We start from the raw sequence: 23,754 nt of genomic DNA, 5'->3' as shown, positions 1-23,754 counted from the left end.
CCGGCGGGCGGGGCAGGGGCGGTGCGGGCACAGCCCTCGGTCAGGGGGTCGGCGACGGGGAGGGCGACGGGGTGGTGCTCGCCGGTGCCGTCACCTGCAGTTCGATGTCCAGGCTGCCGCCGCCGGGAGCGGTGAGCCGGAGGACGAAGGTGCCCTGGTTGTCGTCGGCGAAGACCTTCGGAAGCTCGAGCATGCCGTCGGCGCCGGTGCGGAGGCCGGTCAGAGTGCGGACGACCGTGCCGTCGGACTTCTTGAAGTACGGCCCCTTGTCGTTCTCCGCCCCGGTCTCCTTGGACGCGATCATCGTGGCGGAGACCGCGACACCGGAGGCGGCGACTCCGTCGCATGCGGCCCTGACGCGGATGACGTCCGCGAACTCACCACCGGCGGTGGCCGTCAGGATCGTGGTATCGGTCCGGACGATGCTGTCCGCTTCCCGCTCGGTGACCGTGGCCTTGAACTCGACGCCGGGCAGGGAGCGCTCGACGACGGTGGCCCGCACCGTGAAGGCACCGGTCCTCTCCCCCGCGACCAGCGCCGGGGCGCTGACCGTGCCGTCCGCCCCTGTGGCCACGACCGCCTCGGTCCGGCCATCGGCGAATCGGGTGTCGGTGTCACCGACGATCATGAACCGGACCGCCACCTTGACGACGGGCTTCCCCTTCGCGTTCTCGGCGCGGACCGTGACCCGCTCGGTGAACTTCCGCCCGGCCACGGCCGTCAGCGGCCCGGTGCCGGCGTCCTCGATACGGCTCACGGGAGCGGGGGCCGGAGTGGCCGTCGGAGGCGGGGTCGGCGTGGGCGTCGGCGTGGGCGTCGGCGTGGGGGTGGGAGTCGACGGGCCCGGCGTGGGGCTCGGCGTCGGCTTCGGCGTGGGAGTCGACGGGCCCGGCGTAGGGGTGGGCCTCGGCGTCGGCAGCGGGCCCGAGCTGTCGGGACCGTCGCCCACCGGCAGAACGCCCGCCCCGTCGGGGACCTGGTGGGCGCCGCGCTTGTAGTACTCGAACCAGGACAGCACCGTGCGCAGGTATTCCCGCGAGTGGTTGTAGCCGAGGATCGCCTGGTCGAGGTCGTCCTTGTTGCCGAGGTCGCGGCCGTTGGCACACAGATAGCGGCCCGCGGCGAGCGCCGCGTCGTAGATGTTGTTGGGGTCCTTGCGGCCGTCGGCGTTGGCGTCCTGGCCCCAGGTCGCCCACGTCTGCGGGATGAACTGCATCGGCCCGACGGCACGGTCGTGCACCTTGTCGCCGTCGTAGGCGCCGTTGTCGGAGTCGGAGATGTTCGCGAAGCCGACACCGTTGAGGACGGGGCCGAGGATCGGGGTGAGCGTCGTGCCGTTCGCGTCGACCCTGCCGCCCCTGGCCTGCCCCGACTCGACCTTGCCGATGGCGGCGAGCAGCTGCCAGGGCAGCCGGCAGGCCGGGTCGGACGCGGCGATGGTCTGCTCGGCCTGCTTGTAGGCGGCGAGGACGGATGCGGGTATACCGGCCTCACCCACGCCGAGTTCCGGCAGATCGCCCGAAGTGCCGGGCTTGTCGGGTGTGTTCAGCGGCGGGAGGTCCGTGTAGTACGGGGAGTTTCCGGTCACCGGTGTTCCGGGCGGCGGGGCCGCGTCCGACGCCTCCTGCCCGGTGCCCGAGACGGCGGACGTGACTCCGGGCGCCTGTGACGCCGAGAGTGCGGCCACGGCAGCGGCGGCAACCGCCGTCGTCGTCGCCCCCCTGCGCAGCCGGCGGCCGAATTGCGCTGCCATACGTCTGTCCCCTCCCCATCAGCTGCTGTACGCGCTCCCCAGCGCGGACTCACGTGACCCTAGTGCACCTTGAGACATCGGGACACCGTGCACTGACCGGTTTTCACTACTTCGCCACCTCCTGCTCGTCGCCGGATTCCGGACGCCCATCGCCGCAGGGCATCACGCATACTGGGCCCACTGATCAACACCGGCCACAGGGGGCGTCGCCATGCCGTTCACCATCAGTCACGCCGCGGCGGTGCTGCCGGGTCTGCGGAGGAACGGGACAGCGCGCGGTCGGCTGTACGCGTCGGCACTCGTCCTCGGGTCGTTCGCACCGGACACCACGTACTTCGCGGCGAGTCTCCTTCCCGACGCGATGGGCTACGGGGAGGTGACGCACGGGGTGTTGGGCGTGCTGACCGTCGACGTCGCCATCACCGGGGTACTCGCCTGCCTTTGGTTGCTGATGCGGGACCCGCTCGTCGCGCTGCTGCCGACGGCACAGCAGGGGCGGGTGTACACACTGCTGCGCGGGCGGCCCAGGGTCCGGCCGCCGGTCACCGCGGCCCTGTGGTTCTACGTCTCGGCGGTGATCGGGGCCAGTACGCATGTCGTGTGGGACGCGTTCACCCACTTCGACCGGTGGGGGGTGCGGATGATGCCGGTCCTCGGGGAGGTCGTCGCGGGCTTCCCGCTCTACACGTACACGCAGTACGGCAGTTCGGCCGTGGCGCTCGTCGCGCTGGTGTGGTTCACGGCGTCGGCGCTGCGGCGTGCGCCAGCGTCACCGGAGGCGCCCGTGATGCTGCTCGGCCGTCGGGCCCGGCTGCTGGCGGCAGGGTTCATCGCGGTGTGCGTGCTGGCGGGTGTCGCGCACCGGTGTGTGCGCTGGTACCAGTACTGGGGCCGGATCGAGACGCCGCTCGACATCATCCCGACAGCATGCTTCGGGGCGGGGGCGGGGCTGGCCGTGGGGCTGGTGCTCTACGCCACGGCTGTGCGGGTGCGTGGGCGCGGACGGGGACCGGTTCCTGAACCCTCCGAGGCGCCGCCGCTGCCTGAGCGGGGTGTGCGTCAGGGGTGACGGGTCCCTGAGGCCCGGTGCGCCGAGGTGACGGCCCGGTGCGCCGAGGTGACGGGCCGGTCTTCGAACACGAGCGGCGGCACGCCCCCACCCGGGGGCGTGCCGCAGGCGTCAGTGGGCTGCCGATTCCCAGTCCGTGCCCGAGCCGACCGAGACGTCCAGCGGGGCGCGGAGCGATACGGCCGAGGACATCTCGTGGCGCACCAGTGTCTCGACCTGCTCGCGCTCGCCGGGGGCGATCTCCAGGACGATTTCGTCGTGGACCTGGAGCAGCAGCCTGGACGACAGCTCCGCGTCCCTCAGTGCCCGGTCCACGTTGAGCATGGCGACCTTGACGATGTCCGCCGCGGTGCCCTGGATCGGTGCGTTGAGCGCCATCCGCTCGGCGGACTCGCGCCGCTGCCGGTTGTCGCTGTTGAGGTCGGGGAGATACCGGCGACGGCCGAGCATCGTCGCCGTGTAGCCGGTCGCCCGCGCCTCGTCGACGACGCGCCGCAGGTAGTCCCGCACGCCACCGAACCGCTCGAAGTAGGTGTCCATCAGGACCCGTGCCTCGGCGGGCTCGATGCCCAGCTGTTGGGAGAGGCCGAACGCCGAGAGCCCGTAGGCCAGCCCGTACGACATCGCCTTGATCTTGCGGCGCATCTCCGCGTCGACGGCGGACCGCTTGACCGAGAACACCTGGGAGGCGACGGTCGTGTGCAGGTCCTCGCCGGAGGTGAACGCCTCGATCAGGCCCGCGTCCTCCGACAGGTGGGCCATGACCCGCAGTTCGATCTGGCTGTAGTCGGCCGTCATCAGGGATTCGTAGCCCTCGCCGACGACGAATCCACGCCGGATCGCGCGGCCCTCGTCCGTCCTCACCGGCACGTTCTGCAGGTTCGGGTCGGTGGAGGAGAGGCGCCCCGTTGCGGCGACGGTCTGGCTGAACGTGGTGTGGATGCGGCCGTCGGCGGCGATGGTCTTGATCAGGCCCTCGACCGTCGAGCGGAGCCTGGCCTGCTCGCGGTGGCGCAGCATGATGACGGGCAGCTCGTGCTCCGTCTGCGCGGCGAGCCACGCGAGCGCGTCGGCGTCCGTGGTGTAGCCGGTCTTGGTCTTCTTCGTCTTCGGCAGGTTCAGCTCGCCGAAGAAGACCTCCTGGAGCTGCTTGGGGGACCCGAGATTGAACTCGTGCCCCACCGCCGCGTGCGCCTCCTTCACGGCCTGCTGCACGGCGCCCGCGAACTGCTGCTCCATGGCCTCGAGGTGGGCGCGGTCGGCGGCGATGCCGTGCCGCTCCATCCGGGCCAGCAGCAGGGAGGTGGGCAGTTCGACGTCGTGCAGGAGCTCGACGGCGCCGACCTCCTTCAGCTTCCCGCCGAACGCCTCGCCGAGATCCAGGACGGCGCGGGCCTGGGACATCAGCGCGTCGGCCTCGGCCTGCTCGTCGCTGCCGAACGCCAGCTGCCCGTCCGCGGCGGCGGGTGCCAGCTCACGGTGCAGGTACTCGATGGACAGGGCGTCCAGGGCGAACGAACGGCGGCCGGGCTTGACCAGGTAGGCGGCGAGCGCCGTGTCCATGGTCACGCCGGCGATCTCCCAGCCGTGCTCGGGGAAGACCCGCAGTGCGTCCTTGGCGTTGTGCATGACCTTCGGGCGGGACGGGTCGGAGACCCACGAGGCGAACGCCCGCTCGTCGGACTCGTCGAGCTGGGTCGTGTCGAACCAGGCGGCCTTGCCGTCGGCGGCCGCCAGCGCGACCTCGCTGACGCTGCCGACGCCCAGCGCCCAAGCGGAGACGGTGGCCACGCCGAGCGGCTGCTTGCCGTGCTGCTCCAGCCAGTACGCCAGCTCGCCGGCGCCGAGCACGGTCCCGTCCAGCTCCACACCCGCCTCGGGGGCCGGCGGCTCCTCCTCCGCGGCTCCGGGGTCGACCGCGAGCAGCCGCTCCCGCAGGCTGGGGTTACGGATCTCCAGGACCTCGAGGAAGCCCTTCAGCGCGGTCCGGTCGTAGGGTGCGCGCTCCAGGTCGGTGACGGCCTTCGGCAGTTCCACGTCGCGCACGAGCTCCGTCAGGTGGCGGTTGAGCTTGACGGCCTCCAGGTGGTCGCGCAGCGCCTGGCCGACCTTGCCCTTGACCTCGTCCGCGCGCTCGACGAGCGCCGCGAACGAACCGAACTGGCTGATCCACTTCGTGGCGGTCTTCTCACCGACGCCGGGGATGCCGGGCAGGTTGTCGGACGGGTCGCCGCGCAGTGCGGCGAAGTCCGGGTACTGCTGCGGGGTGAGGCCGTACTTCTCCTCGACCTTCGCCGGGGTGAAGCGGGTCAGCTCGGAGACGCCCTTGGTCGGGTACAGCACGGTGGTGTGCTCGCTGACCAGCTGGAACGAGTCCCGGTCGCCGGTGACGATCAGCACCTCGAAGCCCGCGGCCTCAGCCTGGGTGGCGAGGGTGGCGATCACGTCGTCCGCCTCGAAGCCGTCGATCGCGAACCGCTCGGCGTTCATCGTGTCGAGGAGCTCGCCGATCAGCTCGACCTGGCCCTTGAACTCGTCGGGCGTCTTGGAGCGGTTCGCCTTGTACTCCGGGAAGTCGGCCGACCGCCAGGTCTTGCGGGAGACGTCGAAGGCCACCGCGAAATGGGTGGGCGCCTCGTCACGCAGGGTGTTCGCCAGCATCGACGCGAAGCCGTAGATCGCGTTGGTCGTCTGGCCGCTCGCGGTCGTGAAATTCTCCGCGGGCAGCGCGAAGAACGCCCGGTACGCCAGGGAGTGCCCGTCCATGAGGAGCAGGCGCGGTCGGTTGTCTGCCGTCTTCTTCGATGCTGTCTCAGCCACGACCCCGATCCTGCCATGCACCGCTGACATTCCCGACCGCCCGGCCTTGGCTCACCGCTTGTCGGAGGCCCGTGACAGGATCGGGTACGTACGGCAGATGTATCGCACAGGCACGGCTCGAAGGAGAGCGTGATGGCCAGCAAGCCGCCCGCAGGGGACCCGGTCCAGGACGCCCCGCAGGTCGCGGCCCCGCAGCACGCGGCGGCCGGCCTGCCCGCCATCGGCCACACCCTGCGCGTCGCGCAGCAGCAGATGGGAGTGGGCCGCACCGCCCGCACCCTGATGAAGGTCAACCAGAAGGACGGCTTCGACTGTCCCGGTTGCGCCTGGCCGGAGGGCGACAAACGCCATGTCGCCGAGTTCTGCGAGAACGGCGCGAAGGCGGTCGCGGAAGAGGCGACCCTGCGCCGGGTGACGCCCGACTTCTTCGCCGCGCACCCGCTCCCCGATCTCGCGAGCCGCAGCGGCTACTGGCTGGGGCAGCAGGGCCGGATCACGCAGCCGATGTACCTTCCCGAGGGCGCCGAGAGGTACGAGGCGGTGACCTGGGAGCGCGCCTTCGCGATCATCGCGGAGGAACTGCGCGCGCTCGGATCCCCGGACGAGGCGCTGTTCTACACCTCCGGCCGCACCAGCAACGAGGCGGCGTTCCTGCTGCAGCTGTTCGCCCGCGAGTTCGGCACGAACAATCTGCCCGACTGCTCCAACATGTGCCACGAGTCCTCCGGCTCGGCGCTCACGGAGACCATCGGCGTCGGCAAGGGCAGCGTCTCGCTGGAGGATCTGCACCAGGCGGACCTGATCATCGTCGCCGGGCAGAACCCGGGCACCAACCACCCCCGGATGCTCAGCGCGCTGGAGCGGGCCAAGGCCTCCGGCGCGAAGATCATCTCGGTGAATCCGCTCCCCGAGGCCGGTCTCGAGCGGTTCAAGAACCCGCAGACCCCGCGCGGCATGCTCAAGGGCACCGCACTGAACGACCTCTTCCTCCAGATCCGCATCGGCGGCGACCAGGCCCTGTTCCGTCTCCTCAACAAGCTGATCCTGGAGACCGGGGGCGCGGTCGACGAGGAGTTCGTACGCGAGCACACCGAAGGCTTCGAGGACTTCGCGGCCGCGGCGCGGGCCGCCGACTGGGATGCCACGCTCGCCGCGACGGGCCTCGGCCGTGACGAGATCGAGCAGGCCCTGCGGATGGTGCTCGACTCCCGCCGCACCATCGTCTGCTGGGCGATGGGCCTCACCCAGCACAAGCATTCCGTCGCCACCATCCGCGAGGTCGTCAACTTCCTTCTGCTGCGCGGCAACATCGGCCGCCCTGGCGCGGGCGTCTGCCCCGTCCGAGGGCACTCCAACGTCCAGGGTGACCGCACCATGGGCATTTTCGAGCGCCCCGCCCCCGCCTTCCTGGACGCCCTGGAGAAGGAGTTCGGCTTCGCCCCGCCGCGTCACCACGGACTCGACGTCGTGCGGTCCATCGAGGCGCTGCGCGACGGGAAGGCGAAGGTGTTCTTCGCCATGGGCGGCAACTTCGTGGCGGCGAGCCCCGACACGGAGGTCACGGAGGCCGCGATGCGCCGCGCGCGGCTGACGGTGCACGTGTCCACCAAGCTCAACCGCTCGCACGCGGTCACGGGCCGCAGGGCGCTCATCCTGCCCACCCTCGGCCGTACCGACAAGGACATCCAGACGGGCGGCAGGCAGGTGGTGACCGTCGAGGACTCGATGGGCATGGTCCACGCCTCCCGCGGCAACCTCACCCCCGCGAGCCCCCACCTGCTGTCCGAGCCCGCGATCGTCGCCCGGATGGCCCGCGCCGTCCTCGGCTCCTCCTCCACCACGCCGTGGGAGGACTTCGAACAGGACTACAGCACGATCCGCGACCGGATCGCCCGCGTGGTGCCCGGCTTCGAGGACTTCAACGCGAAGATCGCCCGCCCCGGCGGCTTCACCCTGCCGCACGGCCCGCGCGACGAGCGCCGCTTCCCCACCGCCACAGGCAAGGCCAACTTCACCGCCGCCCCCGTCGAGTACCCCGAGATCCCCGAGGGCCGGTTGCTGCTGCAGACCCTGCGCTCGCACGACCAGTACAACACCACGATCTACGGTCTCGACGACCGCTACCGCGGCATCAAGGGCGGCCGCAGGGTCGTCCTGGTCCACCCGAGGACGCCCGCGAGCTCGGCCTGGCCGACGGCTCGTACGCCGATCTGGTCGGCGAATGGAAGGACGGCGTGGAGCGGCGGGCCCCCGGCTTCCGCGTCGTCCACTACCCCACCGCACGCGGCTGCGCCGCCGCGTACTACCCGGAGACCAATGTGCTGGTCCCGCTGGACTCCACCGCCGACACCAGCAACACCCCCGCCAGCAAGTCCGTGATCGTACGTCTGGAACAATCACCAACCGTCTAAGCGTTCGCTCAGGCAGCAGGACGAGCAGACGACCACAGGACCAGACAGTCATACGATCGGAGCCGGCATGGGCGAGCAGACCACCGTGAAGTTCCCGCAAGAGGTCATCGACGAGTACGCCGAACTCGGGGTGGACCTGCCCGCGCTCTTCTCCGCCGGACACCTCGGCGAGCGCATGGGCGTACAGATCATCGAGGCCGCTGCGGACCGGGTCGTCGGCACCATGCCCGTCGAGGGCAACACCCAGCCGTACGGCCTGCTGCACGGCGGCGCCTCCGCCGTCCTCGCCGAGACCCTCGGCTCCGTCGGCTCCATGCTGCACGGTGGCCCCTCCAAGATCGCCGTCGGCGTGGACCTCAACTGCACCCACCACCGCGGCGCCCGCTCCGGAATGGTCACCGGGGTCGCCACCCCCGTCCACCGCGGCCGCTCCACCGCCACCTACGAGATCGTGATCACCGACGAGCGCGACAAGCGCGTCTGCACCGCCCGGCTCACCTGCCTGCTCCGCGACGCCCAGGGCTGAACCAGCCTTCGCGCAAGACCCGCAGGACACGGAAAGGGGCCGGAAAGCAGATGCTTCCCGGCCCCTCCCTCATCGCTTCACGGACCGTCAGGCCGCGCCCTCACCGAGGTACGCCGCACGGATCCGGTTGTCCGCCAGCAGATCCGCCGCCGGCCCCGACATCGCGACCTCACCCGTCTCCAGGACGTAGCCGCGGTTCGCCAGACCCAGCGCCTGCGTGGCGTTCTGCTCCACCAGCAGCACCGTCGTGCCCTGCTTGTTGATCTCCTCGATGATCTCGAAGATCTGCTGCACGATCAGCGGCGCGAGACCCATCGACGGCTCGTCCAGCAGCAGCAGCTCCGGCTTGCCCATCAGGGCACGGCCGATCGCCAGCATCTGCTGTTCACCGCCCGACAGCGTGCCCGCCTGCTGCGAACGCCGCTCGGCCAGACGCGGGAAGAGCGTGAACACCCGGTCCATCTCGGCCATGTCGACCGAGCTGAAGCGGTACGCGCCCATCTCCAGGTTCTCCCGCACGGTCATCGTCGAGAAGACCCGCCGGCCCTCCGGCACATGACCGATGCCGAACCGCACGAGCTCGTGCGACTTGATGCCGTCGATCCGCTCACCGCGCAGCAGCACCTCACCGTGGCGCGGCTGGAGCATGCCCGAGACGGTGCGCAGCGTCGTCGTCTTGCCCGCGCCGTTACCGCCGAGCAGGGCCACGATCTCACCCTTGCGCACGGTCAGGTCGATGCCCTTGATGGCCTCGATGGCGCCGTAGAACACGCGCATGCTCTTCAGTTCGAGCAGCGTTTCTTCCGAAGTGCCCGCCGTACCGGCGTCCTTCTGCAGCTCAGTCGTGGTGCTCACTTGCCGCTCTCCTCGTCCGCCGTCGTCTCGCCCGGCGCCGTTCCGTCCGACGACTCCGCGTCGGACGACACCTCGTCAGAGGCATCGTCCGCCGCGGACCCGTCCGAAGCAGGCTCGTCAGAACCCGGCTCGTCCGAACCCGAGTCCTCGGAAGCGGGCTCGTCCGAACCCGGCTCCTCGGACGTGGACCCGGCCGACGCCGGCTCCTGCGGACCGTCCGCCGCGTGCTGCTCCGCGATGGCGGCCTGAACCACCTCCGCGTCCTCGGCCGACGCGCCCAGATAGGCCTCGATCACCGCCGGGTGCTGCTGCACCTCGCTCGGCGTCCCCTCGGCGATCTTCTTGCCGAAGTTGAGCACCATCACCCGGTCCGCCACGGACATCACCAGACGCATGTCGTGCTCGATGAGCAGCACGCTGATGCCCAGCTCCGTGTTGATGCGTCGGATCAGCTGCTCCAGCTCCAGCTTCTCCGTCGGGTTCGTACCGGCGGCCGGCTCGTCCAGCAGCAGCACCTGCGGATCCGTGGCCAGCGCCCGCGCGATCTCCAGACTGCGCTGGTCGCCGTACGACAAGCTGCCCGCGATCTCGTTGAGCTTGTCCTCCAGGCCCACGAACTTCAGCAGCCGGTGCGCACGCTCGTCACTGAGCCGCTCCGCCTTACCCGCGTTCGGCAGACCCAGCATGATCGAGACGGGGCCGGCCTTCAGCCGGGTCTCCGCCGCGATCTTGACGTTCTCCAGCGCCGTCAAGGCACCGAACAACCGGATGTTCTGGAACGTACGCGCCACACCCACACGGTTGACGATGTGCGGCTTGCTGCCCAGCAGGGACTTCTCGTCGCCGTCCTTCGAACGGAAGACGATCTTGCCCTCCTGCGGGGTGTACGCCCCGGTGAGCGAGTTGAACAGCGAGGTCTTACCCGCACCGTTCGGCCCGATCACCGCCAGGACCTCGCCCCGGCACATGTTGACGTCCACATGGTCCAGACAGGTCAGCCCGCCGAACCGCAGCGTCACATCCGACGCCTGCAGCACCAGATCGGTACCACCGGCCGAAGGCTGCGCACCGGCCGTCGCGTCGCTCTTCACGTCCGTGCTCATCAGACCTTGCCTCCCGCCGGCTCGGACATCGCGTCCGCGTCGCCGATGCCTTCCTCAGCCATCTTCAGCTCACGCTGCCTTCGCCGGGACGGCCAGACACCTTGAGGCCGGTAGATCATCATGATCACCAGCAGCGCGCCCAGATACATGTACCGGTCGGACGGGTCCACCCAGTCCTTCAGCGCCTCCGGCAGCCACACCAGGATCGCCGTACCGATCAGCACACCCGGGATCGAACCCATACCGCCGAAGATGACGTAGGCCAGGATCAGGATCGACTGCAGAAGCGGGAAGACCTCCGGGTTGATGTACCCGTACTTACTGGTGAAGATCACACCCGCGACACCCGACGTCGACGCGCCGATCGCGAACGCCATCAGCTTGAACTGCACCGTGTTGACGCCGTTCGCAGCGGCCGCGATCTCGTCCTCACGGATCGCCGTCCAGGCACGTCCCACCCTCGAGTGCTCGAGACGCGAGAACAGGATGATCACCAGGACGATGAAGAAGACCAGCAGGTACCAGTAAGGCAGCGGCTTGATCGACCACTTGTACTCGAAGCCCGCGAAGTCGATCGAGAAGTCCGGGATCAGCCGGGCACCCTGCGGACCGCCCGTGATCCCGTCCGCGTTCTTCGCCACCAGGTAGATGATCTCGTGGAAACCGAGCGTCACGATCGCCAGATAGTCACCCCGGAGCCGAAGCGTCGGAGCACCCAGCAGCAGACCACAGATCAGACACGTGATCACCGCGACGGGGATGACCCAGAAGTTGTTCAGCACCACCGGAGGCTCGATCGGAAGCCGGCCCGTCCAGTACGCCGTCGAGTAGGCACCCACGGCGAAGAAGGCGAAGAAGCCCAGGTCCAGCAGACCCGCCCAGCCGATCACCACGTTGAGGCCGATCGCCAGCAGCGCGAAGATCGCGATCTGGTCCACCAGCACCGTCTGCCAGGTCCGCTCAAGACCCGACGGAATGACCAGGACCAGGATCAGCAGGAGGGCGATGCCACCCAGCTTCACCCGCTTGTCGGTCCGCAGCCGCTCCCGCAGGGTGCCCACCGGGCCACCGGAGACAGCCGAACCCGCCGACTCCTTGGCCTTCGTGACCGCACCCTTGATCGGCGCCGCCGCGAACTCCCGCAGCGCCCACACACCGACCGTAAGACCCAGGCACACCCACAGGTTGGGGCCCGTGAACGTGTCCTTGATCGAGAAGAAGATGTCACGCGTGTTGCCCTGCTCGCCCGTCACCAGGGCCAGCAGCACACCCAGGGCGATCATCGCCCACAGACGGGAGAAACGCTCCGACTGGTACCACGCCGTACGGCGCAGCTTCGACGCCGCAGACGGCGTCAGGTTCTTCGAGGTGTCGACCGTACTCATGCCGCCCTCCCCACTCGCTCACCGAGGATGCCCATCGGGCGGAACATCAGCACAAGAATCAGCACGACCATGGCCGAGACGCTGCGCCACTCGTCACCGAGCAGCGGCACCGTCATCGTCTCCACGATGCCGATCAGAATGCCGCCGAACATCGCACCGCGGATGTTGCCGATGCCGCCCACGACGGCCGCGGCGAACGCGGTGATACCGGGTATGAAGCCCATCGTGTACGACACCTGGTTCAGGTTGGCGAACAGGAAGCCCGCCACACCGCCCAGCACACCGCCGATGATGAAGGTGCGGGAGATGACCTTGTCGATGTCGACGCCCATCAGGCCGGCGACCTCGGCGTCCTGGGCGACCGCGCGGATGCCCTTGCCGAGCTTCGTGCGGGTCACCAGCAGGTCCAGCGCGACCATCATGACCACGGCCGTCGCGAACTGGAGCATCTGAGTGATGTTCACACCCGCGCCGAACAGCGAGAACACGGTGTGGTTGTCGTACATCTCCGGCAGCGGCAGCGGGTCACGCCCGAACAGCTTGCCGGCCAGGTTGTACAGGAAGAACGAGGCGCCGATCGCGGTGATCAGGAAGATCAGCCGCGGCGCGCCACGTCTGCGTAGTGGTCGGTACGCGACCTTCTCCAGGCCGTACGCCGTGACGCCGCCGAACAGCGCCGACCCCGCCATGGCGAGAGCGACAAAGCCGATGGACGCCAGAGCGGACGGGTTGTCCCCCGGACTGACCAGCTGAAGGACGATGAGGCTGCCGTAGGCGCCGAGCATGAAGACCTCGCTGTGCGCGAAGTTGATCAGCTGCAGCACGCCGTAGACAAGGGTGTAGCCGATGGCGATGACGGCGTACAGCGAGCCGAGCATCACCCCTAGGACGAGGTAGTCCCAGAATTCCTGAAGGGACATGGAGCAGACTTCCTTGTGGGAGCTGAGCGGGCGGCGGCGCTCGTGGCGACGAGGGCGGCCCGCGGGCGAATCATTCGAAACAGTGGAAGGCACCGGACAGGGAACCGAACGCCCCACTTCGCGGACGGGGGCCGGGAGAACTACCGCCTCCCGGCCCCCTGTCGCGTGGCATCAGCCACTAAGCCCCAGCGTCAGCCGGCCAGCTCGTTGATGTTGCCCTGGTACCCGATCTTGCCGCCCTTGACCTGGTACAGGTAGACGTCGGTGCCGGTGAACTCACCGTTCTCACCGAAGGAGAAGGTCTTCGTCAGGCCCTTGTAGGAAGCCTTCGCCAGCGCGTCACGCAGAGCCTCACGCTCGACGTCCGCACCCGACTTCTTGACCTCGGCGATGATCATGTTGGCGATGTCGTACGCCTCGGCGGAGTACGTACCCGGCGCGCGGCCGAACTCCTTCTGGTAGTCCTCGGCGAACTTCTTCGTGCCCGCCTCGACGGTGGCGTCGGTGCAGGGGCAGGTGAGGAACCAGCTCTCGGAGGCGTCACCCGCGAGCTCGACGAACTTCATGTCGTTCGTACCGTCACCGGAGATCGCCGCGCCCTTGTAGCCGGCGTCCTTGAGCTTCTTCGCGAACGGAGCCGCGTCCTGGTAGTAACCGGCGTAGATCAGCGCGTCGGCCTTGGAGTTGACGACGTCCTTCGCGGTCGCGGAGTAGTCCGGCGTCTTCTGCGGGACGGACTTCTTGACGACCTCGATACCGGCGTCCTTCAGACCCTTCTCGGCGACAGTCGCCAGGCCGACGCCGTAGTCGGTCTTGTCGTCGATCAGGTAGACCTTCTTCGCCTGCAGCTTCTTGGCGTAGTAGGTCGCCATGCCGGCGCCCTGCATGTTGTCGTTGGGGACACCGCGCAGGAAGCTGGTGAAGCCGTTCTCCTTGTCCGTCAGCAGCGGGTTGGTCGCGGACGGCGAGACCGTCACCAGACCGGACTCCGCGTACAGCGGCGAAGAGGTGTTGGTCGGCCCGGAGAAGGCGGGACCCACCACGGCGACGACGCCCTCGTCGTCGATGATCTTCTGCGCGGCGGCCGTGGCCTTGTCCGGCAGACCCTGGTCGTCACCGGCGACGTACTCGAGCTTGAAGTCGAGGTCACCCTTGGCGTTGGCCTGGTCGATGGCCAGCTTCACGCCGTTCTGCATGTTCTCGCCCAGCGCGACGTTGTCGCCGGAGAGCGGACCCTGGAATGCGATCTTCACGGCGCCGTCACCGCTGCCGGAGTCACTGCCGCACCCGGTCAGGGCCAGAGCACCCACGGCCAGCGGTATAGCCATTTTGATGATGGTCTTGTTCAGCACTACGAACCCCTCGGAGCCGCGCGAACGATCTTGTCAGCGGGGGAAGTTGGCATCCCCTCACAGGACACCGCTTGTCCGTGCGGTGTGCGGGGAATGTAATCGGGCGTTCGGGCACACGGATAGGTGACCGGAAGATGTGTGATCGCCCTGTGACCTGAGTCATGTGCCGGAAACAGAACACTCCTTACCGGCGACCGGACATGTCAGCAGTGATCCACAAGTTCCCGACAAACGCGCACATGATCTTCACGACCACATTTCTGCCGCCCCCGGCAACGCTCTGAACTGCGACGTTCCCCCCGCCCCCGTTCACACGACCTGGCCGGAACACACCCCCGCGCAACCTCGCCCCCACGCCGCACAGAGCACCTCCGTCTCACCGGACAGCACCTCTCCGGCCGGGTCGCGTCACCGTAGCGCGGGACGGTCCACCGCGCGGCAGAATCGAAAACGACCTTCACAACTTCCCCCACAACAGCGGCGGGCCCCCGGTCATCAAGTGACCGGGGGCCCGCCGCAATTCCAGCTGTTTGTCCGGTAGGTGACGGTGCCCCACCGCCCGTCCTCCGGACCGCTGAGCGCCCTGCCGCCGACTACTGTCCCTTCGCGGCCTTCTTCTCCTCGGCGTCCTCGATGACCGCCTCCGCCACCTGCTGCATCGACAGCCGACGGTCCATCGACGTCTTCTGGATCCACCGGAACGCCGCCGGCTCCGTCAGCCCGTACTGCGTCTGCAGAATGCTCTTCGCCCGATCCACCAGCTTGCGCGTCTCGAGCCGCTGCGAGAGATCCGCGACCTCCTGCTCGAGCGCCTTGAGCTCGGTGAACCGCGACACCGCCATCTCGATCGCCGGCACGACGTCGCTCTTGCTGAACGGCTTCACCAGATACGCCATGGCACCGGCGTCCCGCGCCCGCTCCACGAGGTCGCGCTGCGAGAACGCGGTGAGCATCAGGACCGGCGCGATGGACTCCTCCGCGATCTTCTCCGCCGCGGAGATCCCGTCGAGCACGGGCATCTTCACGTCGAGAATCACCAGATCCGGCCGGTGCTCCCGCGCCAGCTCCACGGCCCGCTGCCCGTCACCGGCCTCGCCGACGACCGAGTACCCCTCCTCCTCGAGCATCTCTTTGAGATCGAGCCGGATGAGTGCCTCGTCCTCGGCGATGACGACACGTGTCGTCAGGGGCGGGACGTGCGACTTGTCGTCGTCATCGGCGGCGGGCTGGGGCGACTCGGGGGCGGTCACGGGGCTCCTCGTTTCAAGGCAGGGTGCTCGACAAGAGCCTACCGAGCGGCGGCGGACAGCGCGGACCCGGTACACTCCCTTGCAGCTCCCACCCTGCCCGGTTGGAGGAACTGGTCAGACTCGCGGCACTCAAAATGCCGTGCCTTAGGGCATGTGGGTTCGAATCCCACACCGGGCACCGAAGCGGACGTTCACCTTCTCGTGAATGTCCGCTTTTCGCTGCTCAGGGCGGGGGTGAATGGCTGAATGTAATTCCATGCACTTTCACCCGCCCGGAACACGTCACCGGGCGATCACGCTCCTTCGGGCCGGTGCCGCGAACGCTCATGTCGCACGCATACTCGATGTTCCCAGCGGCACAGTCAGCTACTGGAAGCACTCTTCTGCGACGACACATGGCCAGGACTCATGGACGCCTGCGAGGACGCCATGCGAAACGTCTTCCGCAACAACGCGGTGTGCCGGGTGCAGCGCAAGGGGAGCCATGAAATGAAGCTCTACTCGAAGCACCTGTGGTGCCTGTTCCCCCAGCACGGCCCCGGCAGAAAGCACGAGCGCAAGATCACTCTTGAGCCCTGGCAACAGGAGATTCTCGACGCTCACCCGTGGGAGTTCGTCCGAGGGCTCGTCCATTCCGACGGCTGCCGGAACGTGAACTGGACCACTCGGCTCGTCAAGGGGGAGCGCAAGCGCTACGAGTACCCCCGGTACTTCTTCACCAACGTCTCCGACGACATCCGGCAGCTCTTCACCGACACACTCGACAAGCTCGGCGTCGAGTGGACGTGCTGCGCCCGCAACGGCAGCCCTTACAACATTTCCGTGGCCCGACGCACGTCCGTCGTCCTCATGGACGCGCACGTCGGGCCGAAGTACTGAACCTCCCCCGCCGCTACAGGCTCTCGCCGATGCGGTGCACGCGGACCAGGTTCGTCGAGCCCGCGACGCCCGGCGGGGAGCCGGCCGTGATGACCACGATGTCGCCCCGCCGGCAGCGGCCGATGCGCAGCAGTTCCTCGTCGACCTGGGCGACCATCGCGTCCGTGGACTCGACGTGCGGGCCGAGGAAGGTCTCGACGCCCCAGGTGAGGTTGAGCTGGGAACGGGTGGCGGGTCGGGAGTGAAGGCGAGGAGGGGATCGGGGAGCGGTAGCGGGAGAGGCGCTTGACGGTGTCGCCGGACTGGGTGAAGGCGACGAGGAACTTGGCGCCGAGGAAGTCGCCGATCTCGGCGGCCGCGCGGGCCACGGCGCCGCCCTGCGTGCGGGGCTTGTTCCGGTCGGTCAGCGGAGGGAGGCCCTTGGCGAGGACGTCCTCTTCCGCCGCGATGACGATGCGGGCCATGGTGCGGACCGTTTCGACCGGGTACTTGCCGACGCTGGTCTCGCCGGAGAGCATCACCGCGTCCGTGCCGTCGATGACGGCGTTGGCGACGTCGGAGGCTTCGGCGCGGGTGGGGCGGGAATTGTCGATCATCGAGTCGAGCATCTGGGTGGCGACGATGACCGGCTTGGCGTTGCGCTTTGCGAGCTTGATGGCCCGCTTCTGCACGATCGGTACCTGTTCCAGGGGCATTTCGACGCCGAGGTCGCCGCGGGCGACCATGATTCCGTCGAACGCGGCGACGATGTCGTCGATGTTCTCGACCGCTTGCGGCTTTTCGACCTTGGCGATGACGGGGAGGCGGCGGCCTTCCTCGTCCATGACGCGGTGGACGTCGTCGATGTCGTTGCCGCTGCGGACGAAGGAAAGCGCGATGACGTCGGCGCCGATGCCGAGCGCCCAGCGGAGGTCTTCGATGTCTTTTTCCGAGAGGGCCGGGACGGAGACGGCCACGCCGGGGAGGTTGAGGCCCTTGTGGTCGGAGACCATGCCGCCTTCGACGACGGTCGTCGTGACGCGGGGGCCGTCGATGGCGGTGACCTCGAGGGCGACCTTGCCGTCGTCGACGAGGATGCGCTCGCCGCGGCTGACGTCGGAGGCGAGTCCCTGGTAGGTGGTGCCGCAGATGTGGCGGTCGCCCTCGATGTCCTCGGTGGTGATGGTGAAGGTGTCGCCGCGTTCAAGCAGTACGGGTCCCTCGCGGAAGCGGCCGAGGCGGATCTTCGGGCCTTGAAGGTCCGCGAGGATGCCGACGCTGCGGCCGGTTTCGTCGGAAGCCTTTCGTACGTGGTGGTAGCGCTCCTCGTGGTCGGCGTAGGTGCCGTGGCTGAGGTTGAAGCGGGCGATGTCCATTCCGGCGTCGACGAGTGCCTTGATCTGCTCGTACGTGTCGGTTGCGGGGCCCAGGGTGCAGACGATTTTTGCTCGGCGCATGTTTCGAGCCTATGGCTTACCGGTCGGTAGAGAATTGGGCGTGCGTGACTACTCAACAACCTTTGCATGAAGGGCTATTGACAAGTGTTGAATTGTGCGCAGGGGTGCTCGGATGAGCAGGGGGCGCCGTCCGCTCACAATTTCGGCGGCGTCATGGTGAAGCGCGCGTTCACCTGGGCGTAGACGGTCTGGCGCTGTGGTTCGAGGTCGAGGGCGGGTGCGGCCTCCGCGCCGGCGGCTCCGGCGAAGCCTCGTGCGCTGCCGGGCGGGGCGGGCATCGCGTAGCGGGGCGGGGCGGCTTCGGCTCCGATGTCGGCGAGTTCGACGAGGGCGGAGAGCCGGCCGCCGATGGCTTCGGCGTATTCACGGGCGCGCTGGACGGCTTCTCGTACGGCTTGGCGCCGGGCTTCACCGTGGGCGGGCGAGTCGGGGCGCAGTGACCACCAGGGCCCGTTGACGTGGGTGAGTTCGAGGTCGGCGAGGCGGGTGGTGAGCTCGCCGAGGGCGGTGAAGTCGCTCAGTACGGCGGTGATGTGGACGCGGCCGTGGTAGGCGTGGATGCGTTCGCCGCGGCCGTGCTGGGTGACTTGGGGTGTGACGGAGAAGGCTCCGGTCTCGAGCTTTTCGACCGCCTGGCCGTACGACTTGACGAGGTCGAGCGCGGCGGCGTTGCGGCGGGTGAGGTCTTCGAGGGCGGTGCGCCGGTCCTTGCCGCGGGCGCTGATGGTGATGCCGATGCGGGCGATCTCGGGGTCGAATTCGATGCGTGCCTCGCCGCGTACGGCGACGCGTGGTTGTTCGGGGGTGGCGTACGGGGCGGTGGGCGCGGGGGTGTGGCGTCGTCCATGGGTGTCTCCCTCGTGCGGCGGGCCGGTCGTCCCACTTTCGCATCCGGGTCGGACAGTCGGGTCCGGCAGCCGGATCCGGCAGCCGCGGTCGGGAGGCGGGATCGGCAGCCGCGGTGGGGAGGCGGGATCGGCAGCCGCCGTGGGGAGGCGGGATCGGGAGGCGGCTCCGGTGGCCGGCCCGAGCCCCGGCCGGACATCGGATCGAAACCTGGCAGGGGTGTTGCGGGGGTGGCGATTGGGCCAGAATCTACGCGCGTTGTGCATGTGATCGAGGGAGACGAAATGCCGCTGAACCGTAGGACGTTCCTGGAGCGGACGGCCGCCGCCGGGGCGGGTGTCGCTGTCGCGGGTGCCGCTGCCGCGCCCGCGGTGGCCGAGGAGCGGGGCAAGGACCATGGGCGCGGACGTCCGCAGAAGCGATACTCGTTCACCGTGCTGGGGACGACCGATCTGCACGGGAATGTCTTCAACTGGGACTACTTCACGGACAAGGAGTTCGACGACAAGGCGCACAACGACGTGGGCCTGGCGAAGATCTCGACGCTGGTGAACCGGATCCGTGAGGAGAAGGGCCGGCGCAACACGCTGCTGATCGACGCCGGTGACACGATCCAGGGCACCCAGCTGTCGTACTACTACGCCAAGGTCGACCCGATCACGGCCGAGCGCGGTCCGGTGCACCCGATGGCGCAGGCGATGAACGCCATCGGCTACGACGCCGCGGCGCTGGGCAACCACGAGTTCAACTACGGCATTCCGGTGCTGCGCAAGTTCGAGGAGCAGTGCGACTTCCCGCTGCTCGGTGCGAACGCGCTGGACGCGAAGACGCTGCGGCCCGCGTTCCCGCCGTACAGCATGCACCGGCTGCGCACGCCGCACGGGCGTGATGTGCGGGTGGCCGTTCTCGGTCTGACGAATCCGGGCATCGCGATCTGGGACAAGCAGAACGTGAGCGGGAAGATGGTCTTCCCCGGCCTGGAGGAGCAGGCGGCGAAGTGGGTGCCGAAGTTGCGCTCGATGGGCGCGGACGTGGTCGTCGTCTCGGCGCATTCCGGTTCCAGCGGCACGTCCTCGTACGGCGACCAGTTGCCGTACGTGGAGAACGCGGCGGGTCTGGTGGCCGAGCAGGTGCCCGGTATCGACGCGATTCTGGTGGGGCACGCGCACACCGAGATACCGGAGTACTTCGTCACCAACAAGGAGACCGGTCAGCAAGTGGTTCTGTCCGAGCCGCTGAAGTGGGGGCAGCGGCTGACGCTGTTCGACTTCGACCTGGTGTGGGAGAAGGGCCGCTGGGTGGTGGAGCGGGTGGGGGCGAAGGTCCTGAACTCGAACACGGTCCCCGAGGACCCGGAGATCACGGGTCTGCTGGGTGACGAGCACAAGAAGGTCGTGGCGTACGTCAACCAGGTCATCGGCACCTCTACGGCGGCGATGTCGACGGCCGACGCGCCGTGGAAGGACGAGCCGATCATCGACCTGATCAACCATGTCCAGGCCGAGACGGTGAAGGCGGCGCTGGCGGGCGGCGAATACGCGGCTCTGCCGGTGCTGTCGCAGGCGTCGTGCTTCTCCAGGACGGCGGCGATCCCGGCGGGCGAGGTGACGATCAAGGACGCGGCGGGGCTGTACCCGTTCGAGAACACCCTCGAGGCGCGGCTGATGACGGGTGCGCAGCTGAAGGAGTACCTGGAGTTCTCGGCCCGGTACTACGTGCAGACTCCGGCGGGGGCGCCGGTGGACACGTCGAAGCTGACGAACGCGAACGGGACACCGGACTACAACTACGACGCCGTGTCGGGTCTGACGTACGAGGTCGACATCGCGAAGCCGGCGGGTTCGCGGATCGTGAAGCTGTCCTTCGAGGGTGCGCCGGTCGACCCGGCTGCGCGGTTCGTGTTCGCCGTGAACAACTACCGGGCGAGCGGGGGCGGCAATTTCCCGCACATCGCCGCGGCGCAGCAGTTGTGGGCGAATTCGGAGGAGATCCGGAACACGATCATCGCGTGGGTGCAGGCGAAGGGTTCGGTGGATCCGTCGGAGTTCGCTTCGGTGGGCTGGAAGCTGACCCGGGACGGCGTGCCGGTGTTCTAGACCTCCCCCGTGGGTTGTCTAGCGCTGTGATTCCAGTGGCGTGATCGGGGGCGTCTGGCCGGGAATGCCGGGCGCCTCCTGCTGCTGGAGGCCGAAGCTGGTGAAAGCGGTGCGGCGGGGCAGCGGGTAGGGCTCCTTGCCGGTCAGTGAGTTGAGGATGCTCGCGCTGCGCCAGGCGGCGAGCCCGAGGTCGGGGGCGCCGACGCCGTGGGTGTGGCGTTCGGCGTTCTGGACGAAGAGGGATCCGCTGACGGCGGGGTCGAGGTCGAGGCGGAATTCGCCGTCGACGAGGGGGCGTCCGGCGCGGTCACGGCGGATGTAGGGGTCGATGCCGGCGAGGAGCCGGGTGAGCGGGCGTTCGCGGTAGCCGGTGGCGAGGACGACGGCGTCGGTGGTGAGGCGGGAGCGGGTGCCCTGCTGGATGTGTTCGAGGTGGAGCTCGACCCGGGTGGTGGCGACGCGGCCGGCGGTGCGGACGGTGACGCCGGGTGTGAGGACGGCGTCGGGCCAGCCGCCGTGGAGGCTGCGGCGGTAGAGCTCTTCGTGGATGGCGGTGATGGTGCCGGCGTCGATGCCTTTGTGGAGCTGCCATTGGCGGGGCAGCAGCTCGCTGCGGACCTTTTCGGGCAGGGCGTGGAAGTAGCGGGTGTAGTCGGGGGTGAAGTGTTCGAGGCCGAGCTTCGAGTACTCCATGGGTGTGAAGGCTTCGGTGCGGGCGAGCCAGTGGATCTTCTCGGCCCCGGCGGGGCGGGCGCGGAGCAGGTCGAGGAAGACTTCGGCGCCGGACTGGCCCGAGCCGATGACGGTGACGTGCTCCGCGGTGAGGAGCCGTTCGCGGTGCTCCAGGTAGTCGGCGGAGTGGAGGACGGGCACGCTGGGGGCATCGGCGAGCGGGCGCAGCGGTTCGGGTACGTACGGCTCGGTGCCGACGCCGAGTGCGACGTTGCGGGTGTAGGCGCGGCCCAGCGCTTCGGCCTCGCCGTCGGCGTCGAGCTGGGTGAAGTCGACCTCGAACAGGTCGCGTTCGGTGTTCCAGCGGACGGCGTCGACCTGGTGGCCGAAGTGCAGGCCGGGGACGTTGTCGCCGACCCAGCGGCAGTACGCGTCGTATTCGGCGCGCTGGATGTGGAAGCGCTCCGCGAAGTAGAAGGGGTAGAGCCGGTCGCGGGCGCGCAGGTAGTTCAGGAACGACCAGGGGCTCGCGGGGTCGGCCAGGGTGACGAGGTCGGCGAGGAACGGGACCTGGAGGGTGGCGCCCTCGATGAGGAGTCCGGGGTGCCACCGGAAGGTGGACCGCTGCTCGAAGAAGGTGGTGGCGAGTCCGCCGGGGACGCCGTGGGCGAGTGCGGCGAGGGAGAGGTTGAACGGGCCGATGCCGACGCCGACGAGGTCGTAGGGGCGGTCGGGTTGCTGGGGCGGTGGTGTGGCGGTCATCGGGGGTGCTGCCTTCCACGAGGTCGGTGAGGGTCTGCAGGGCGCCGTTGGCGGTGTGGGGGTTGAGCAGGGTGGCCTTGAGCCAGAGCCGGCCGTCGGCGCGGGCCCGGCCGAGGACGGCGCGGCCCTGTACGAGCAGGGCGCGCCGGATGTCCGCCGTCTGTTCGTCGCTCGCGCCGTTGGGCCGGAACAGGACGGTGGAGAGGGTCGGCCGTTCGTAGAGCTCCAGGCGCGGGTTCTTGTCGACGAGGTCCGCGAGGTCGTGAGCGGCGGCGCAGGTGCGGTCGACGAGGGCGGCGAGGCCGGTGCGGCCGAGAGCTTTGAGGGTGACGGCGATCTTGAGGATGTCGGGCCGTCGGGTGGTGCGCAGGGAGCGGCCGAGGAGGTCGGGGAGGCCGGCGTCGGTGTCGTCCTCCGCGTTGAGGTATTCGGCGGTGTGGCCGAGCGGCGTGAGGCGGGTCGTGTCGGGTACGGCGAGGAGTCCGGCAGCGACGGGCTGCCAGCCGAGTTTGTGCAGGTCGAGGGTGACGGAGTGGGCGCGTTCCAGGCCGGCGAGGAGGTGGCGACGTTCGGTGCTGAAGAGGAGCGGGCCGCCGTAGGAGGCGTCGACGTGCAGTTCGGCGCGGTGGTGGTCGGCGAGGTCGGCGATCCGGCCGAGGGGGTCGATGCGGCCGGTGTCGGTGGTGCCCGCGGTGGCGACGACGAGGACCGGGCCGTGGAGGCGGGTCAGTGTGTCGTCCAGTGCGGCCGGGTCGTTCAGGGGAACGGTGAGCGGCCGGGGCAGTCCCAGGAGCCACGTGGCGCGGCCGACCGAGTGGTGGGCGCTGTCGTCGCAGACGACCTGGACCGGTGCGCCGCCGCGCTCGCGTGCGAGGAGGAGGGCGAGCTGGTTGGACTCGGTGCCGCCGGTGGTGACGATCGCGTCGGGGGCGGTGTGCCCGGGGTACACCTCCGCCGCGAGTACGCGGGTGACCTGTGCCTCCAGTTCGGAGGACGCGGGTGCCTGGTCCCAGGAGTCCATGGACGGGTTGAGCGCGGAGGCGGCGAGGTCGGCGGCGACGGCCAGTGCGAGGGGCGGCGTGTGCAGGTGGGCCGCGCACAGGGGATCGGCCGGGTCGGCGGCGCCGTGGGCGACGGCGCGGACGAGGGTGCGGAGGGCGGGGGCGGCGCCGGCGCCGTGCTCCGGAAGCACGTCCCCGAGGCTCTGGCGCATCTGTGCGGCGACGGCGTCCGGCCCGCCGGCGGGTACGGGGCCGCCGCGGGCGATCGCGCCTTCGCCGAGTGCGTCGAGCACGAGCGCGAGCAGGGGGCGCAGGGCGTCGGGGCCGGTGATTCCTCCCGCGAGGGGCGGGGTGTTCATGAGGCGGGGTCCTTCGGCGAGGCGCGGGGGGTGTGACACCAGGGGTGTCACCCCACGGTGGCGAGGGGGCCGGCGGGGCGCCCGCAGATCTCAACGATCGGAACCCGAAAGTGGTATCGCCTTGCGTGAGGGAGGGGTTGGGGGCGGGCGGCTGCTACGGGCGGGGTCGGGCCGCTGCGAAGGCTGCCCGGGCAGGCACGTGCCGCCGCGGGGAGCGATACCCAGCGGCGTGGCCGCTGGGCGGGCGCGTCGTCCGCTG

At 69.2% G+C, this 23,754-nt stretch carries 12 protein-coding genes, 1 tRNA gene and 5 pseudogenes; 6 read left to right on the top strand and 12 right to left on the bottom strand.

Annotated features, from left to right (window positions below):
* Nucleotides 1–40: 40 nt before the first annotated feature.
* Nucleotides 41–1,753, bottom strand: coding sequence for a lytic transglycosylase domain-containing protein (locus GLX30_RS26595; RefSeq protein WP_159693033.1), 1,713 nt, complete (start codon nucleotides 1,751–1,753; stop codon nucleotides 41–43).
* Nucleotides 1,754–1,964: 211 nt separating this feature from the next.
* Here GLX30_RS26595 and GLX30_RS26590 point away from each other — a divergent pair, with 211 nt between their 5' ends.
* Nucleotides 1,965–2,822, top strand: a complete 858-nt coding sequence (locus tag GLX30_RS26590; RefSeq protein ID WP_159693031.1) for a DUF4184 family protein — start codon at nucleotides 1,965–1,967, stop codon at nucleotides 2,820–2,822.
* A gap of 111 nt (nucleotides 2,823–2,933) precedes the next feature.
* On the opposite strand, the gene polA is transcribed toward GLX30_RS26590, so the two are convergent.
* Entirely contained in the window at nucleotides 2,934–5,642 is a 2,709-nt protein-coding gene (gene polA, locus GLX30_RS26585) for a DNA polymerase I (RefSeq protein WP_159693029.1), read from the bottom strand.
* Nucleotides 5,643–5,774: 132 nt separating this feature from the next.
* Between polA and GLX30_RS26580 the strand changes: the two are divergent.
* Both GLX30_RS26580 and GLX30_RS26575 read left to right on the top strand, forming a co-directional pair.
* Nucleotides 5,775–8,053 (top strand): annotated as a pseudogene (locus tag GLX30_RS26580) (FdhF/YdeP family oxidoreductase).
* A gap of 67 nt (nucleotides 8,054–8,120) precedes the next feature.
* Nucleotides 8,121–8,579 (top strand): hotdog fold thioesterase, encoded by a 459-nt coding sequence (locus tag GLX30_RS26575; protein ID WP_159693027.1) that lies wholly within the window; start codon nucleotides 8,121–8,123, stop codon nucleotides 8,577–8,579.
* An 87-nt stretch (nucleotides 8,580–8,666) separates the two neighbouring features.
* Here the strand turns inward: GLX30_RS26575 and GLX30_RS26570 are convergent, their stop codons facing one another.
* From GLX30_RS26570 to GLX30_RS26545, 6 genes are all read right to left on the bottom strand, one after another.
* Nucleotides 8,667–9,356 carry an ABC transporter ATP-binding protein gene (locus GLX30_RS26570; protein ID WP_307710323.1) on the bottom strand — a complete coding sequence of 230 codons (690 nt, stop codon included), beginning with the start codon at nucleotides 9,354–9,356 and terminating at the stop codon, nucleotides 8,667–8,669.
* A gap of 74 nt (nucleotides 9,357–9,430) precedes the next feature.
* A complete protein-coding gene (locus GLX30_RS26565; RefSeq protein WP_159693023.1) occupies nucleotides 9,431–10,537 on the bottom strand; it encodes an ABC transporter ATP-binding protein in 1,107 nt (368 codons plus the stop codon).
* A complete protein-coding gene (locus GLX30_RS26560; RefSeq protein ID WP_159693021.1) occupies nucleotides 10,537–11,922 on the bottom strand; it encodes a branched-chain amino acid ABC transporter permease in 1,386 nt (461 codons plus the stop codon). Before GLX30_RS26560 ends, GLX30_RS26565 begins: the two co-directional genes overlap by 1 nt.
* Nucleotides 11,919–12,842 carry a branched-chain amino acid ABC transporter permease gene (locus GLX30_RS26555; protein WP_159693019.1) on the bottom strand — a complete coding sequence of 308 codons (924 nt, stop codon included), beginning with the start codon at nucleotides 12,840–12,842 and terminating at the stop codon, nucleotides 11,919–11,921. The genes GLX30_RS26560 and GLX30_RS26555 overlap by 4 nt, the downstream gene beginning before the upstream one ends.
* 191 nt (nucleotides 12,843–13,033) lie before the next feature.
* Nucleotides 13,034–14,194 carry a branched-chain amino acid ABC transporter substrate-binding protein gene (locus tag GLX30_RS26550; RefSeq protein WP_159693017.1) on the bottom strand — a complete coding sequence of 387 codons (1,161 nt, stop codon included), beginning with the start codon at nucleotides 14,192–14,194 and terminating at the stop codon, nucleotides 13,034–13,036.
* Nucleotides 14,195–14,787: 593 nt separating this feature from the next.
* On the bottom strand, nucleotides 14,788–15,444 hold the full coding sequence (locus GLX30_RS26545) for a response regulator (protein WP_159693015.1): 657 nt from the start codon (nucleotides 15,442–15,444) through the stop codon (nucleotides 14,788–14,790).
* Nucleotides 15,445–15,539: 95 nt separating this feature from the next.
* On the opposite strand from GLX30_RS26545, the gene GLX30_RS26540 reads away from it, so the two are divergent.
* Together GLX30_RS26540 and GLX30_RS26535 are read left to right on the top strand one after the other, a co-directional pair.
* A tRNA-Leu gene (locus tag GLX30_RS26540) sits at nucleotides 15,540–15,622 on the top strand.
* A gap of 78 nt (nucleotides 15,623–15,700) precedes the next feature.
* Nucleotides 15,701–16,323 (top strand): annotated as a pseudogene (locus tag GLX30_RS26535) (helix-turn-helix domain-containing protein).
* 13 nt (nucleotides 16,324–16,336) lie between these two features.
* On the opposite strand, the pseudogene pyk reads toward GLX30_RS26535, so the two are convergent.
* Nucleotides 16,337–17,759 (bottom strand): annotated as a pseudogene (gene pyk, locus GLX30_RS26530) (pyruvate kinase).
* Nucleotides 17,760–17,893: 134 nt separating this feature from the next.
* Nucleotides 17,894–18,574, bottom strand: a pseudogene (locus GLX30_RS26525) (SIMPL domain-containing protein); the annotation flags it as partial.
* 315 nt (nucleotides 18,575–18,889) lie between these two features.
* Here GLX30_RS26525 and GLX30_RS26520 point away from each other — a divergent pair.
* Entirely contained in the window at nucleotides 18,890–20,701 is a 1,812-nt protein-coding gene (locus tag GLX30_RS26520) for a 5'-nucleotidase C-terminal domain-containing protein (protein WP_159693013.1), read from the top strand.
* 18 nt (nucleotides 20,702–20,719) lie between these two features.
* Here the strand turns inward: GLX30_RS26520 and GLX30_RS26515 are convergent, their stop codons facing one another.
* Both GLX30_RS26515 and GLX30_RS26510 read right to left on the bottom strand, forming a co-directional pair.
* On the bottom strand, nucleotides 20,720–22,135 hold the full coding sequence (locus tag GLX30_RS26515; protein ID WP_159693011.1) for a SidA/IucD/PvdA family monooxygenase: 1,416 nt from the start codon (nucleotides 22,133–22,135) through the stop codon (nucleotides 20,720–20,722).
* A 1-nt stretch (nucleotide 22,136) separates the two neighbouring features.
* A pseudogene (locus GLX30_RS26510) lies at nucleotides 22,137–23,495 on the bottom strand (pyridoxal-dependent decarboxylase); the annotation flags it as partial.
* Nucleotides 23,496–23,754 lie beyond the last annotated feature (259 nt).

Origin of the sequence: Streptomyces sp. Tu 2975 (assembly GCF_009832925.1) — a bacterium.
In the GTDB taxonomy this organism is placed as follows: Bacteria; Actinomycetota; Actinomycetes; order Streptomycetales; family Streptomycetaceae; genus Streptomyces.
Note: the sequence above shows the minus strand (reverse complement) of the source record. Positions and strands in the feature narration are given on the sequence as shown.